13 protein-coding genes are annotated in these 15,520 nt (G+C 50.3%); 1 reads left to right on the forward strand and 12 read right to left on the reverse strand.

Annotated features, from left to right (window positions below):
- Positions 1 to 99 precede the first annotated feature (99 nt).
- The 7 genes from trxB to hprK form a co-directional block, all read right to left on the reverse strand.
- Complete coding sequence (trxB, locus tag R7V76_RS02025; protein WP_012371272.1) at positions 100 to 1,062, reverse strand: thioredoxin-disulfide reductase; 963 nt, start codon at positions 1,060 to 1,062, stop codon at positions 100 to 102.
- Between the two features lie 60 nt (positions 1,063 to 1,122).
- Complete coding sequence (locus R7V76_RS02030) at positions 1,123 to 2,607, reverse strand: tetratricopeptide repeat protein (RefSeq protein ID WP_318091084.1); 1,485 nt, start codon at positions 2,605 to 2,607, stop codon at positions 1,123 to 1,125.
- Between the two features lie 96 nt (positions 2,608 to 2,703).
- Positions 2,704 to 3,084 carry a sporulation phosphorelay system protein KapB gene (gene kapB, locus R7V76_RS02035; protein WP_318091085.1) on the reverse strand — a complete coding sequence of 127 codons (381 nt, stop codon included), beginning with the start codon at positions 3,082 to 3,084 and terminating at the stop codon, positions 2,704 to 2,706.
- 29 nt (positions 3,085 to 3,113) lie between these two features.
- The gene (locus tag R7V76_RS02040) at positions 3,114 to 3,596 is read right to left on the reverse strand and encodes an acyltransferase (RefSeq protein WP_318091086.1); all 483 of its coding nucleotides are present in this window, start codon (positions 3,594 to 3,596) and stop codon (positions 3,114 to 3,116) included.
- Complete coding sequence (gene ppaX / locus R7V76_RS02045; RefSeq protein ID WP_318091088.1) at positions 3,580 to 4,236, reverse strand: pyrophosphatase PpaX; 657 nt, start codon at positions 4,234 to 4,236, stop codon at positions 3,580 to 3,582. The genes R7V76_RS02040 and ppaX overlap by 17 nt, the downstream gene beginning before the upstream one ends.
- 4 nt (positions 4,237 to 4,240) lie before the next feature.
- A complete protein-coding gene (gene lgt / locus R7V76_RS02050) occupies positions 4,241 to 5,074 on the reverse strand; it encodes a prolipoprotein diacylglyceryl transferase (RefSeq protein WP_318091089.1) in 834 nt (277 codons plus the stop codon).
- Entirely contained in the window at positions 5,074 to 6,009 is a 936-nt protein-coding gene (gene hprK, locus R7V76_RS02055; RefSeq protein WP_012371278.1) for an HPr(Ser) kinase/phosphatase, read from the reverse strand. The genes lgt and hprK overlap by 1 nt, the downstream gene beginning before the upstream one ends.
- A gap of 120 nt (positions 6,010 to 6,129) precedes the next feature.
- On the opposite strand from hprK, the gene R7V76_RS02060 reads away from it, so the two are divergent.
- A complete protein-coding gene (locus R7V76_RS02060) occupies positions 6,130 to 6,522 on the forward strand; it encodes a hypothetical protein (protein ID WP_214765785.1) in 393 nt (130 codons plus the stop codon).
- A 104-nt stretch (positions 6,523 to 6,626) separates the two neighbouring features.
- Here the strand turns inward: R7V76_RS02060 and R7V76_RS02065 are convergent, their stop codons facing one another.
- From R7V76_RS02065 to R7V76_RS02085, 5 genes are all read right to left on the reverse strand, one after another.
- Positions 6,627 to 7,730 (reverse strand): DUF4097 family beta strand repeat-containing protein, encoded by a 1,104-nt coding sequence (locus tag R7V76_RS02065; RefSeq protein WP_318091091.1) that lies wholly within the window; start codon positions 7,728 to 7,730, stop codon positions 6,627 to 6,629.
- 108 nt (positions 7,731 to 7,838) lie between these two features.
- Positions 7,839 to 10,694, reverse strand: a complete 2,856-nt coding sequence (uvrA, locus tag R7V76_RS02070; RefSeq protein ID WP_318091092.1) for an excinuclease ABC subunit UvrA — start codon at positions 10,692 to 10,694, stop codon at positions 7,839 to 7,841.
- A gap of 1 nt (position 10,695) precedes the next feature.
- Positions 10,696 to 12,663 carry an excinuclease ABC subunit UvrB gene (gene uvrB, locus R7V76_RS02075; RefSeq protein ID WP_440137033.1) on the reverse strand — a complete coding sequence of 656 codons (1,968 nt, stop codon included), beginning with the start codon at positions 12,661 to 12,663 and terminating at the stop codon, positions 10,696 to 10,698.
- A 167-nt stretch (positions 12,664 to 12,830) separates the two neighbouring features.
- The gene (locus tag R7V76_RS02080; protein ID WP_318091094.1) at positions 12,831 to 13,994 is read right to left on the reverse strand and encodes a PDZ domain-containing protein; all 1,164 of its coding nucleotides are present in this window, start codon (positions 13,992 to 13,994) and stop codon (positions 12,831 to 12,833) included.
- Between the two features lie 19 nt (positions 13,995 to 14,013).
- On the reverse strand, positions 14,014 to 15,435 hold the full coding sequence (locus R7V76_RS02085; protein WP_318091095.1) for a S41 family peptidase: 1,422 nt from the start codon (positions 15,433 to 15,435) through the stop codon (positions 14,014 to 14,016).
- Positions 15,436 to 15,520: the final 85 nt, after the last annotated feature.

The raw sequence follows: 15,520 nt of genomic DNA on the forward strand, positions 1-15,520 counted from the left end.
AGACAACAGTTCCGTGTGTATTTTTCACTCTCATGTCAGTATAACATAAAAAAAGAGCCAGCTTGATGGAAGAGCCTCCCAACCAAGCTGGATCTTGAATTAGACTTGTGATGATTCCTGTAATTCTTCAAGCAAGGCTTCGATGTAGTGTTGCGCGTTTTGCGCAGCAATCGAACCGTCGTTCGTCGCTGTGACGACTTGACGAAGTGTTTTTTCACGTACGTCGCCGGCTGCAAAAATGCCTTTGATGTTCGTTTCCATTGCTTCGTTTGTCACGACATAGCCTTGGTCGTTCAGAATACCAAGATCCTGCACATATCCTGTGATCGGGTTCATCCCGATGTAGATGAAGACGCCATCGATTGGATACGTCGTTGTTTCCGCTGTTTTCGTATTGATCAATTCAATGCCGCCGACTTTTCCGTTATCTTCGTTGATCTGTTTGACCGTATGGTTCCAGATGAAGTCGATTTTCGGATTGTCGAATGCCCGTTTTTGAAGAATTTTTTGAGCACGTAATTCTTCACGACGGTGAACGATCGTGACTTTTTTCGCGAAGCGCGTCAGGTAGACACCTTCTTCGACAGCCGAGTCACCGCCACCGATGACGAACAGTTCTTTTTCTTTAAAGAACGCACCGTCACAGACTGCACAGTATGACACTCCGCGTCCGCCGAGTTCTTCCTCACCCGGAACACCGATTTTCTTGTACTGCGCTCCTGAAGCGATGATGATCGCACGGGCATGGTAATCCTTGTTGTGAGCATGGACGGTCTTGAAAGCCGGACCGTCTTCAATGCTGCGGACGTCGCCGTATGCATATTCTGCACCAAACGCTTTTGAGTGGTCGAACATTTTTTGTGAAAGATCCGGTCCGAGAATGCTGTCGTAGCCGGGATAGTTTTCGATGTCTTCCGTATTGGCCATCTGTCCGCCCGGAATACCGCGTTCGATCATCAATGTTGAAAGGTTCGCACGTGATGCGTAAAGTGCTGCTGTCATTCCAGCAGGACCGGCACCAATAATGATAACGTCATAAATTTTCTGTTCAGTTTCTGTCATGATTCCACCCCATCTGTATTTTCGTTGTAACTTGAGTATAGGTGAGAATCGTACAAACGTCTAACACTTTGCACGGGCCGGGTTTAAAAGTCGTTGATAGGCACGGATCATCGCTGCCGTATCCTCAAAGGAAACGTGGACGAGTGCCGCACAGTCCTCAATCAACATGCCGTCGCGGACATCATGGAATAAATAAATCAGAGCCGCAGCCGACTGTTCGACCGAATCAAACGTTTCACCGCTTAAGACGAGTCGCGCAAACCGTTCGTAAAAATCACCTTCGAGGCTCATCCGTTCTTCATCCGAGACAAATCGTTCCGCAAGGCGGATCGTCATCAAGGCACGGTGAATCCGGGCATCGACGACGTCGTGCTCCCCGTTCATCTCATGAATGATTTGTTCCGTCAGCAAGAGGACCTCCGGATGATCCGTTACTTCCGGCATCATCGACAAAGCAAGCTTGGCTTCTTCATCGTTCAGCTTGCCGAGTAACAACGCTGTAAAAATCCGTGAGACGTCGTCTTCCGTCTTCAAGGCTTGAATCAAAGCCGAGCGGAACTGGAGGTTATGACGGATGTCGTAAGCTTCCTGTTCTTCCCGCATACTTTGCGCTTCTTCTGATTGAAGGAACGCAGCCGCTTCTTCGACGTGTCCCGTCTTGAAGGCCGAGATCGACAGCCAGTGTCCGAACAACGGATCTCCACGGTAACCGCGGCGTTCGAGCAACTTCAGTTCTTCGTAGGCCAAATCGTGACGACCGATGATGGCAAGCGTCGAAGCGACCTTGTAGCGTGTCTCAAGGTTGACGGAGCGAACGTGCTCGAGTTTGTTCGACAAACGGTGCGCTTCTTCATCCTGTCCCATCTCGTGCAACAGCACAAGCGTGTTACAGAGAGCATGCAGGTTTCCGGGATTTCCATCGAGAACCTGTTCCAGTGAAGCAAACGCCCGGTCGTTTTCACCGAGGTAAAACTCAACGATGGCAAGATTGTTGTACGCCGGCCAGAAGGTCGGATACTGGACGATCAGGGATTCAAGCGTTTCCTGTGCCGCAAAGAGCATCCCTTTATCGATTTGGCGTTGTGCCTGAGCATGTAAACGAATCAATTCATCCTCATCGTCATCTTCCATCTCTTGTTCGAGATCGATTAATTCCACGAGCGCGGCCGATGCCTCTGCGTGTTTCCCGTTTGGTGCACTAGATAAATATTCAAGCGCGTAATTTTTTGCCTCTTCATATAAAGAGACGTGCGCGTAGTTATTCGCTAAATAAAACAATGATTCGGTATTTGACTGGTCGAGCGTCCGCACTTGCTTCAAGACATCATTGGCATGATTGATCTCGCCTGTCTCGAACAAAACACGAGCGTAACGTAAAAGATAACGGACATCACTCGGCTGAAGCGTCGTTGCTTCATCAAGGTGATAAACCGCCTCTTCCAGTCGCCCTTCCCGGTGCGCCTTCCGTCCGCGGAAATAAAAAAGCTCCGCTTGGCGCGTTGTAATCGCAAAGGGGTCTGCTTTGTATTCAGTTAATTCCATCATGATTCAAGCCCCCATAGATCTAAATCTGGTTTCGTAGTTGCAGAGACAAGAATAACCTATCTCGGAAACCGTTGCAACAGAAAAAAACGCCGGGGTTTATCCCCAACGTTTCGCATAAATCGATTCCAGTTCCTTGTAATTCTCTAAGCATTTTTGTACGAAAGCATCCGTTTGCGGGTTTTGTCCATTCAACCGTTCAACTTCTTTGTCGAACGCTTGCCGTAGGCTTTCGGCGTAGCACGGAATCTCGCCTTCATAGGCATAAACGACACCGGGAGCAACTGTTACTTTTTCGTGCGGGTGTAAGGCAGTACGGACATGGAAGAGCGGCACGTCGACCTGATTCGGATTGTGCAGATCACCTTGAACCGGGTGTTTCTCGACGGCCAGTACCTCGACGACCAATCCTTGCGGACGTTCGGCAAATAATCTTCCGAAATACTTTCCTGTTTTATACGTAAAGCGGATATGACTCATCTTGTCCTCTCCTTCCTCTCACATTTTCGTCACATTTCGTGCCGGCGGAGCGGCTGACTCGACACCCGTTCCCCGGGCAGAATATCCCGATGGACGACGGAACCGGCTCCGACCATCGCACCGTCCCCAATCGTCACGCCGGGTAAAATCGTCACGTTTGCGCCAATCAAGACGTCATTTCCTATCGTCACGTTGCCGATCCGGTATTCTGTCGTCAAATATTCGTGACAGAGGATCGTCGTATTGAAGCCGATGATTGTATTGGAGCCGATCGTAATCCGTTCCGGGAACATCGTATCCGGCATGACCATCAAGGCCAGTGCCGTCCGGTCGCCGATCTTCATCCGTAAACACGTCCGGTAAAGACTGTTCTTGAAGCGGAGCGACGGCGAGAAGCGGCCGATCGTAATGATGATGAAACACCACATGACTTTGAAGAACGATACTGTCCGATACATATGCCAGAGCGGATTTGTCGCTCCGACGTGATACCGGTCAGTCCGCCTTGGCATTTTCAGCCTCAATCCAGTCGCCCAACTGTTCCATCGAATCAATGATCAAATCCGGTTCGAGCGCTTCGAGATACGGACGTCCTTTGATGGCCCAGCCGACGGCAACGGTTTTGAGACCGGCATTTTTCCCGCCGTGGATGTCCGTATCGTTGTCACCGACCATGATTGTTTCTTCGCGTGTTGAACCGAGCAACGCCATCGCCTTTTCAAACGGTTCGACGGCCGGTTTTTCTTCCGTCACGTCGTCTGCCGCGATGACAGCGTCAAACAGATGCGACAGTCCAAACAGTTCGATTCCTTTTAACGCCACACGCCGGCTCTTTGAAGTGACGATTGCCATCTTATAACCTTGTTCCTTTAATCGGCGTAATCCGTCGAGCACACCCGGATACTCAAGAACAAGTGCATCATGCATCGCAATGTTGTAACTCCGGTAAAACGCGACCATCTCTTTCCATTGGTCGGCGTTCAATTCCGAGAACGACTTTTCAAGCGTCGGTCCGATGAACGGAAGCAGTTCTGCTTCCGTGAAGGTCCGATCCGGATAATAATAATCGAGCGTATGAGCAAAACTTTTTAAAATGAGGGGATTCGTATCAATCAACGTCCCGTCGAGATCAAAGAGAATCGTTTGAATCATCGGTTCATTTCGCCTCCCGTTTTGTTCCATCCAAATAACGGACAGCATTTTTGCGGATAAACAGCATGATGACGCCGAAGATGATCAGACAAATCGACACGATTTGCGCCGTCCGGAGACCGCCGCCCATCATTAAGCTGTCCGTCCGTAAGCCTTCGATGTAAAAACGTCCAATCGAGTACCAGATCAGGTAACCGAGGAAGACGTAACCGCGTCGTGGATTGAACTTCATCCGCCAAACAATTAACAGAATGACACCGATGATATTCCAGATACTTTCATATAAGAACGTCGGAATATAATAGACCCCGTCAATGTACATCTGATTGACGATCCAGTCCGGTAAGTGCAACGTATCCTGCAGGAAGGTCCAGGTCGTCTCGCCACCGTGGGCTTCCTGGTTAAAGAAGTTGCCCCAGCGTCCGACCGCTTGTCCAAACAAGAGCGACGGTGCCAAAATATCGGCAATTTGCCAAAACGAGATGTTTTTCTTGCGTGTATAAATCAGGACAGTCAAAATCGCACCGATGATGGCACCATGAATCGCAATCCCGCCTTGACGGATGTTGATGATTTGATCGAGATTCTGACCATAATAATCCCATTCGAACGCCACGTAATAAATCCGGGCGCAGATGATACTGATCGGAATCGACCAGATGACGACATCAACGGCATATTCTTCGTTAAAGCCGATCCGTTTAGATTCAAAGATGGCAATCATCAGACCGACGACTGCGCCAAGTGCGATGACGATCCCGTACCAATAGATCGGGATTGGCCCGATTTCAATCGCCACCCGGTCAAACGTCGGTTGGACACTCGCTAATGTTCCCATCAAAGACCACCGTTCCCATCTTCAATCGCTTGCGCGAGACGTCCCGCAAACTCTTCTGCTGTATTGATGCCCATGTTTTTCAGACGATAGTTCATGGCAGCCACCTCGATGATGACGGCCAGGTTTCGTCCGGGACGAACCGGAATCGTCAAGAACGGAATTTCCGTATCGATGATTTGTAAAGTTTCCTGGTCCAGTCCTACCCGGTCGTAGACTTTCGCCTGATCCCAGATTTCCAAATTACAGACGAGGCTGATTTTCTTGTGCGAGCGAACGGCACCGGCACCGAATAACGTCATCACATCAATGATACCGATTCCGCGAATCTCAAGCAGATGCTGAATCAATTTCGGAGCGGTCCCGACAAGGATGCCGTCGCCGGTCTGACGAATCTCGACCGAATCATCAGCGACTAAACGATGTCCCCGTTTGACGAGTTCAAGGGCTGTCTCGGATTTCCCGACGCCGCTTGCCCCTTTGATGAAGACACCGACGCCGTAAATATCGACGAGCACGCCGTGCATTGCCGTTGTCGGTGCGAGCTCCGCTTCAAGGAAGTTCGTAATTTGTGATTCGACCGATGTCGTATGTCCCTTCGTCGTCAAAAGAGGGACGTTCGTTTCGTCCGCTGCCTTGACGATGGCTTCCGGTACATCAAAACCACGTGTAATCAAAATTCCCGGTGTCTCATCCGTACAGAGGACGTTTGCCCGCTCGAGCTGTTCCTCATACGTCAGGTTGTTGAAAAACGTCAATTCCGTTTTCCCGAGAATCTGCAGACGTTCTGCCGGGTAATAGGCATAATAGCCGGCGAGGACAAGACCCGGTCGACAAAGATCAGCCGTCAGAATCGGACGGTGCAGTCCTTCTTCTCCGGTGACGATTTTTAAATTGAATTGCTTTACGATTTCAGCTGTTCGCACTTTTGGTTGCACGCTCAATCAGCCCCTTTCACTTGAAGTATTGTACCATATTTTTCTCAAAATCAAGGATTTCGATTAGAAGTGGGCAATCTTGGGAATGGAGTACAGACAGGAAAAAAAGGAGGTTTTATCATGATGGAATCAACAGGTAGCGGAATCGGCATTATTATCATCATGATTTTATTCGCAATTCTCGCCATCGTCGGCTTTGTTTACCTTATCATCGCCTTGATCGATATGTGGAAAGCCTATTCGCGCAACCAGGATCAAACGGCATTATTATTCTTCATTATCTCGATTATCGGAATCTTCATCAGCGGTTCGTTTATCTCGTACATTTTAGCTATCATTTTCTACTGGAACCGCTCACGCCGCAAGAGTTGGATGGGAATCGGCTTAATCATTCTCTCGATCGTACTTGCCATTGTCGGTGTCATCACACTTTTATCGTTTGGATATGACATGAATAACTTCGAAAACATGAATTTTGACGATCCGATGATGGATCAAGACTACAATTATTAATCCATACCGGCATTTCATCCGGCGACTCCCTATCTTCTGATAGCGGGTCGTCTTTTTTCGGCAAAAAAATCCTGTCCCTTAAGAATCAAGGGACAGGACTCGGATTATAAAGCTTGCGGACTTAAGTGAACACCGTGCGTGACGGAAATCGTACCCGTCTTCGTATCAGCGGCGACTTCAATCTTCGGAGTCCGACCACGACCTGACAGGAAGTGGAGTTTCCGGTTGACGACTTCTTTTTGATCGCGAATCAATTCCATTTCGTCAAGGTTACAGTTCAGCCCGCCGAAGTTCGTTTCCAGTTCACCGTAGACTTCCGCACCGTGCGGCAACATCAAGGCGATGCTTCCGGCAAGCGACGACGCTTGAATCTTCGCATCCTGGACTGTCTTCAGTTCGCACCGGACGTTACCGTTCGCCGTCTTCAAGTCAGACCGCTCAAACACGCCGGTCGCAATGACTTGACCGTTGGCCGTTTTCGCTTTTAACGACTTGATTTCCGATTCCTCGATTTCGATGGAACCGTTGGCGGTTGACGTCTTCACTTCTTCGCTGAACAGGTCACGGACATGAATCCGTCCGTTGGCTGTCATCAGCTGCACTGACGTCGCATCAAGCGAAGATAACGTGACTTCACCGTTTAACGTCTGCAAGACGAGTGATTCATAGTGACGGCGTGGAATCTTCAAGTGAACCGTCGCGCGAACGCGTTTATCCTTCAGACGAATCGACAACGTGTTCGCAGAAACAGAGTGCTGAAGTGCTGCTTGCAGTTGCTCCAGCGCTTGTTCTTCGTTCACTTGACGGAGCGGACGACCGGTAACGGTCAGTTCACACTCTTCCAAATCACCCGGTTCGACAATCGCATTGGCATTAAATAAATCCAAATGAATCGTCTCGCCGCTGAACGGGAATTGTTTGACATACGTGACGTTCGGTCCGGACGTTTGATTGAGTGACAAGTCACTCTCTTTGATCCGGTTGACGAGGCCGTCAAAAGCTGACATGACTTTTGATGTCAAGGAGTCGACCGTATAATGATCGACCCGGTCGTATTGTTCCGGTTCGTCCACGTATTTATGCTCACTTGCCGGCGACTGCTTCTGATCGATCGCTTCGAAGCGTTCGAGTTTATCGAGCGCTTCGTCAATCGTCAACTTTCCTTCTTTCACTTGTTCAAGTATCAGTTGGCGCATATCCTGCTTCATCAATATTTCCCTCCTCTGATCTGGTACACGTTAATCGATAGGACTTGCTTGTTTACTTCGTTCTACTTCCCTTACTTCCCTTTTTACGATTCCTGAATCAAAAAAGTTTCATGATTCGATTCGGGCGGCGTCCCGTTCAAGGACCGGCGCCAGATAATGACCGGTATATGATTCCTTGACGGCTGCGATGTCTTCCGGTGTTCCGGTCGCGACAATCTTCCCACCGCCGTCTCCGCCTTCCGGTCCAAGATCAATCAGATAGTCGGCTGTCTTGATGACATCGAGGTTGTGTTCGATGACGAGCACCGTATCGCCGTTGTCGACGAGTCGTTGCAAGACTTTCAGCAGACGGGCGATATCATGGACGTGGAGTCCGGTCGTCGGCTCATCGAGGATATAAATCGTTTTCCCGGTCGACCGCTTATGCAACTCGGAAGCCAGTTTGACCCGTTGTGCCTCTCCACCGGACAGTTCCGTCGCCGGTTGTCCAAGACGCATGTAGGTCAGACCGACATCGGCAATCGTCTGCAGTTTCCGGCTGATTTTCGGAATCTTATCGAAGAATTCCAAAGCATCTTCAACCGTCATCTCAAGCACATCGGCAATCGTCTTCCCTTTATACTTCACTTCCAGTGTTTCGCGGTTGTAGCGTTTGCCGTGACAGATTTCACACGGTACATACACATCCGGCAGGAAGTGCATCTCGATTTTGATGATTCCGTCCCCGCGACAGGCTTCACAGCGTCCGCCTTTAATGTTGAAGCTGAAGCGGCCTTTTTTGTAGCCACGGAGCTTCGCTTCGTTCGTCGAGGCAAAGACGTCGCGGATATCGTCAAAGACGCCGGTATATGTCGCCGGGTTCGAACGTGGTGTCCGACCGATTGGTGACTGGTCGATATCGATGACTTTATCAATTTGGTCAAGTCCGGAAATCCCTTTATGGGCACCCGGTTTTTCCTTCGCCCGGTTCATCTCGTGAGCAATCGTTTTATAGAGAATCTCGTTGATCAACGTCGATTTCCCGGAACCGGATACACCGGTCACGGCGACGAACAAACCAAGCGGAATGTCGACATCGACGTTTTTCAAATTGTTTTCCGACGCTTTGTGAATCCGTAACGCCCGGCCATCCGGTTGTTTCCGTTCAGACGGGACCGGAATGAACTTCTTGCCTGACAGGTATTGCCCCGTCAAGGAGTTCGGGTCTTTCATCAGTTCTTCCGGACGTCCGGCTGCCGTGACGAATCCGCCGTGGTCACCGGCTCCCGGTCCGATATCAATCAGGTAATCCGCTGCCATCATCGTATCCTCATCATGTTCGACGACAATCAAGGTGTTTCCGAGATCGCGCATCGTCTTGAGGGTATTGATCAGCCGGTCGTTATCGCGCTGATGGAGTCCGATTGACGGTTCATCGAGGACATACAGAACACCGGTCAGACGTGACCCGATTTGCGTCGCCAGACGGATCCGTTGCGCTTCCCCGCCGGACAATGTGCCGGCAGCCCGGGAAATCGTTAGATAATCGAGTCCGACGTTTTCCAGGAATGATGACCGTTCATGAATTTCGCGGACGATCATCCGGGAAATCGTCTGATCCTTCTCGGATAGTTTGCTTGGCAACTCTTCAAAAAAGACGACGGCCTGTTTGACGGACATCTTCGTCACTTCACCAATATGGATTCCTGACACTTTGACCGCGAGGGATTCGCGTTTCAAGCGGTGTCCTTTACAGGTCGGACATGCTTTTTTCGCCATGTAGCCTTCCATCTGTTCCCGGATGTAGTCGGACGATGTCTCTTTGAAGCGGCGCTGCAGGTTATTCAGGACCCCTTCAAAGAACAGCGACGTATTGCGGACCATCCCGAAGTCATTTTCATAACGGAACTGTATTTCTTCCTTGCTGCTGCCGTTTAACAGAATATCGCGGTGTTCATCTGACAGCTGTTCAAACGGTGTATCCATGTCGATATTGAAGTGGCTGCAGACAGCCGCAAGCAACTGCGGATAGTATTGTGAACTGGTCGGTTCCCAGGCGATGATCGCCCCTTCGTTCAACGATTTATCCGGATGCGGTACAACAAGATCAACGTCGACTTCGAGTTTCGTCCCGAGTCCGTCACATGATGTACAAGCTCCGAACGGTGAGTTAAACGAAAACATCCGCGGTTCGAGTTCTCCGATTGAAAAACCGCAGATCGGGCAGGCATGATGTTCGCTGAACAACAATTCGTTTCCATCCATTGTATCAACGATGACACGACCGTCCGCAAGACGAAGCGCCGTCTCAAGTGAATCTGCGAGGCGGGCTTCCACGTCCGGACGAACAACGACCCGGTCGACAACAACTTCGATCGAGTGTTTTTTATTTTTTTCGAGCTCAATGTCATCTGTCAAATCGATCGTTTCGCCATCAACGCGGACGCGGACGAACCCTTCTTTTTTCAGATCTTCGAAGACTTTGACATGGGCACCTTTGCGGCCGGAAATGATCGGTGCGAGAATCTGAAGACGGCTACGCTCCGGCAGTTCCATCACCTGGTCGACCATCTGACTGATCGTCTGGCTCGAGATCTCAATCCCGTGATTCGGACAGATCGGTTTCCCGATCCGGGCATACAACAGACGGAGGTAGTCATAGATTTCCGTGACGGTCCCGACCGTCGAACGCGGATTTTTACTAGTCGTCTTTTGGTCGATCGAAATGGCCGGACTGAGTCCTTCGATTGCATCGACGTCCGGTTTGTCCATCTGTCCTAAAAACTGGCGAGCATAAGCGGACAGACTTTCGACATACCGTCGTTGTCCTTCCGCATAAATCGTATCAAATGCAAGAGACGATTTCCCGGACCCGGATAAGCCTGTCAGGACGACAAGCTGATCGCGCGGGATTTCGACATCGATGTTTTGTAGGTTATTGACGCGAGCGCCCTTGATGATGATTTTGTTCTTTTTTTCTGCCAACTTAGGCACCTGCTTTCAATTCTAAGATAAGGTCACGCAATTCTGCTGCCCGTTCAAACTGCATATCTTTCGCTGCTTGACGCATCTCTTGATCGAGTTGTTCGAGCAGTGTTTCGCGTTCCGGTTTTTTCAGTTTGTTGAACTTCTCGAGTTTTTCGACTGTATCGTCGCTCTCGATCGTCGTACTGATGACACCACGGACATCCTTTTGAATCGTTTTCGGCGTGATGCCGTGTTCTTTATTAAAGGCGAGCTGAATGTTGCGCCGCCGTTCCGTTTCATCAATGGCCCGTTGCATCGAGTCGGTCATCTTATCGGCAAACAGAATGACATGCCCTTCCGAGTTCCGCGCTGCCCGACCGATCGTCTGAATCAGCGACCGTTCCGAACGCAGGAACCCTTCCTTGTCGGCATCAAGTATCGTCACGAGTGAGACTTCCGGAATATCCAGTCCTTCCCGCAACAGGTTGATTCCGACGAGGACATCGTATTTCCCGAGCCGTAAATCGCGGATGATTTCAATCCGCTCGAGCGTCTTGATTTCCGAGTGCATGTAGTTGACCTTAACGCCATGCTCCTTCAGATAATCCGTTAAATCCTCCGACATCTTTTTCGTCAATGTCGTCACGAGAACCCGTTCATTTTTCGCAACCCGCTCGCGGATGTTATCCATCAGGTAGTCGATTTGACCGGTGATCGGATGAATCTCGATCGTCGGATCAACAAGTCCGGTCGGACGGATGATTTGTTCGACCATCTCTTTTGTATGTTCGATTTCGTAAGGACCGGGTGTCGCCGAGATATAAATCGCTTGGCTGACCTTCTCCTCGAATTCCTCGAACCGGAGCGGCCGGTTGTCCTTCGCTGACGGCAGACGGAAGCCGTGGTCAACGAGGACTTGTTTCCGGGCCTGGTCGCCGTTGTACATCCCGCGGATTTGCGGCAACGTCACGTGCGACTCATCGGCGACCAGTAAAAAGTCTTTCGGGAAGTAATCGATCAACGTGTACGGTGTCGAGCCCGGCGGCATTAAGTTCAAGTGACGGGAATAGTTTTCGATCCCCGAGCAGTAACCCATCTCGCGCATCATCTCAAGGTCATAGTTCGTCCGCTGTTCGAGCCGCTGAGCTTCAAGCAGCATACCGTCTTCCCGCATCTTCACGAGTTGCGTCTCGAGTTCTTTCTCGATGTTCGCAATCGCTTTTTGCAACCGGGTATCCCCGGTCACGAAGTGGGACGCCGGGAAAATCGAGATGTGCTCCCGGTCGGCGATGATTTCACCGGTCAATGGGTCCATATCACGGATCCGTTCAATCTCATCTCCGAAAAATTCAACCCGGACACACTGTTCGTCACGCGACGCCGGGAAGATTTCGACGACGTCTCCCCGGACGCGGAACCGTCCACGCTGGAAATCGATATCGTTCCGTTCATATTGAATGTCGATCAGACGACGCAACATCTCGTTTCGTCCCATCTCGTTTCCGACACGTAACGACAGCACATGGTTGTTGTACTCTTCCGGATTACCGAGACCATAGATACACGAGACCGAAGCGACAATCAGAACGTCTTCGCGTTCAAACAATGCTGACGTCGCCGAGTGACGCAGCTTATCGATCTCATCATTGATCGACGAGTCCTTTTCGATGAACGTATCCGTCGACGGCACGTACGCTTCCGGTTGGTAATAATCATAAAAGCTGACGAAGTATTCGACCGCGTTGTTTGGGAAGAACTCTTTGAACTCCGAATACAGCTGACCGGCAAGTGTTTTATTGTGCGCGAGGACAAGTGTCGGCTTCTTAATCTCTTTGATGACGTTCGAGACGGTGAAGGTTTTCCCCGTTCCCGTCGCTCCGAGCAACGTCTGATGGCGCTCGCCGTTCTTGACGCCTGCAATCAATTTTTCAATCGCTACCGGTTGATCGCCACCCGGTTCAAATGGTGATACTAACTCAAAATCCATCGTATTCTTCCCCCTCATCCAGTTCACAAAATCTATTTCTATTGTACCACTTTACGAACAAACATTCGATTTTTAAGTGCTCCATTTAAAAGTTACCCGTTTTTCACGAAAAGAAAAAGTCCAGCCCGCAGGCTGAACTGTTTTTTACGCTGAATTTTAAGTTTGAGTCACTGCAGGGTCCGGATTTTCGTCCGTTTGTTGCCGGGTTCACTGACGAACAAAATCCCGAGATCGTGATGATCCTGTTCATAAAAAGCCCGCTGTGCGAATCGGACGTCCCCATTGTGATTCATGACTTCGAGACGAAGGTACGGTTTGTGTTTTTGAATCGCTTCGTAAAACGACTTCTCCGACTCGACGAACTCTCCGTTGACTTTATAAATCGCTTCACCCGGGACGAGACCCATCTCAGAAGCCGGCTTCTCCGGTAACGTTCCGAGGATGACGACCCCGCGTTTTCCGTTGAGGAACAGCGGCGTCTGCGAGCGGTTGAGTCGTTTAATCCGCTGATGCAAAATCAGGTGCACGATCAGCAGGACGGGCAGCCCGTATAACCAGGCAGCCTGTCCGGTCAGGAAGGCGCCTACCGCAAGCACGACGGACAAGCCGAACGTCAGCAGTCGCCCCTGGATCAGCGGACGGATTAACTGGTCCGGCAACTGTCCGGTAAAGAGGAAACTGAATCCGATTGGCAAGAACATCACAATCGGAACAAACTCCGGAAACGACCATTGTGGAATGAGCGTTTCCAGACTGCTGCCCGGTACAAAGACGACGAGCGGAATCAGCCACAGTTTATTCGACGAAAGTCCGCCGATGTAACGTCCCCGCTTCGATAAGACCAAGGAAGGTGATAAATTCTTTTTCCCCCGCCAGATCAGCAGGACCAGTTCAGCACCTAAGGACAAGGCCGCAAGCAACAGCCAGTCGCTGACCGTGACATCCCGGAGACTGTCAACCCGGTCGCCCGTCATGAACCAGGTGACGCCGGCGAGCAGGACGAGCGGTCCGAGCGGTAAATTGAAGCGGATGACACCGGTCAACAAAATCAGGAACGTCAGCACCATGAAGGCGATCAGAAACTCTGTTGAGACCGTCAACGTCAGGCTCACACTGATGACGGATAAGACAAGACCAACCACGAAGCCCGGAACAAGCGTTTCGAAGAGATCGGTCCGTTTGCTACGCGTGCGTGACCGGAACAGATTCCGTTCACGTTTGACACGTCGCATACTGAGTAAAAAACTGACTAGAACTGCTAACCACAAGATTGGACTAGCGAAGAGACTAATCACTGTCCAACCGATTCCATCGAGTAATTCCACGCCCATTCAGACCTCTTTCTGTAAGTTATTGTGCAGCGACTTCCAACGCCTTGATGCGCTGGACATCATTTTTTTCGTCTTCCAGTTTCTTCAGGAGACGTGTTTCCATCTCGGAAGCCGTCACCTGATCGATTTTACCGGTCACCTCAAGCTTCGCGTCTTTTTGGAGACGCTCGACCGCCTGCTTCATCGTATCGCCGAAGTAACCGTCCTGTCCTTTCGGATCAAAACCGATCGCTTCAAGAACCAGGTGTGCGTTTTCGACAGGCTTGCCGTAACCCCCGCTTGCAAGCGTCTTATTATCCGTCAGAATCTTCGTGACGTTAAAGTAATCCGGCTGTTTGACTTCGACCGTCGGCTTGACGCCTTTTTTATGAATCCAGTTGCCATCTGGTGTCAGCCATTTATTTGTCGTCAGCTTCAAATCACTGCCGTCTTTTAAATCATAAGCGCTTTGGACGATTCCTTTTCCGAACGATTTCGTCCCGACCACTTCAGCACCGGCGCCTTCTTTTAATCCGGCGGCCAGAATCTCCGAAGCCGAGGCCGATCCGCTGTCTTCGAGGACAACGAGCTTATAAGGTTTCTTCTCTTCCGCTTTCCCGAATTCCTGCGTCCGTTCCCCTTTGTTGTCTTCCACCTGGAAAATTGGTGTGTCCTTGGGGATGAACGGCGCAATCATTTGTGAAACGGCTGTCAGCAAGCCACCCGGATTTCCCCGGACATCGATGACAAGACCATCAATGTTTTTCTCCTCGAGGGCTGCGAGTTGTTTCTCGAACTCTTTTGCCGTCGGATCCGAGAATTGTGTCACTTGCAGGACACCAATCGTCTTCCCGTCGATTTTTTCTGTTTTCGAATAGACCGTTTCGATCGGGATCGTATCGCGGACGATCGTAATCTTCATCGGATCCTGTCCGCCGCGTTGAATCGTCAAGACCACTTTCGTGCCTTTTTCACCGCGGATTTTTTTGACCGCCTGATCCGTTTTCTGACCCTTCGTCGATTTACCGTCGATTTCTAGGATGACATCCCCCGGTTTGATGCCGGCTTTTTCAGCAGGCGATCCCTTGATCGGCGAGACGATGACGATCGATTCACCTTTTTGTTCAAGCGTCGCACCGATTCCTTCAAATGAAGACGATAAGTTCGTATTAAACGATGCCGTTTCCGATTCATCCATGTAGACTGAGTACGGATCGTCGAGGACTTCCGTCATACCGGTTAATGCCCCTTCCAGCAATTCCTGATCCGTCACGTCCTCCAAATAATTTTGTGAAATCATCTGCCGGACCTGATCGATCTTTTTCCAATCCCCCGTTGCATTGGATGAAGAACTTGTTGCCACTGAATCCGTTCCACCTGTCGCTAACATCCCGACAGCACCTGCTCCGAGACCCAGGCCAAACGTGCTGACCGCTATGACGGCCGTTGTCGATTTTTTCACGCGTAATTCCTCGTTTCTGGTCTAAACCTGCTATTTTTTTCAGTATAGCAAAAAAAGATAGGTTACCCTATCTTTTCGTCAGTCG

This window comes from Exiguobacterium artemiae (genome assembly GCF_033342815.1).
Classification (GTDB): domain Bacteria; phylum Bacillota; class Bacilli; order Exiguobacteriales; family Exiguobacteriaceae; genus Exiguobacterium_A; species Exiguobacterium_A artemiae_A.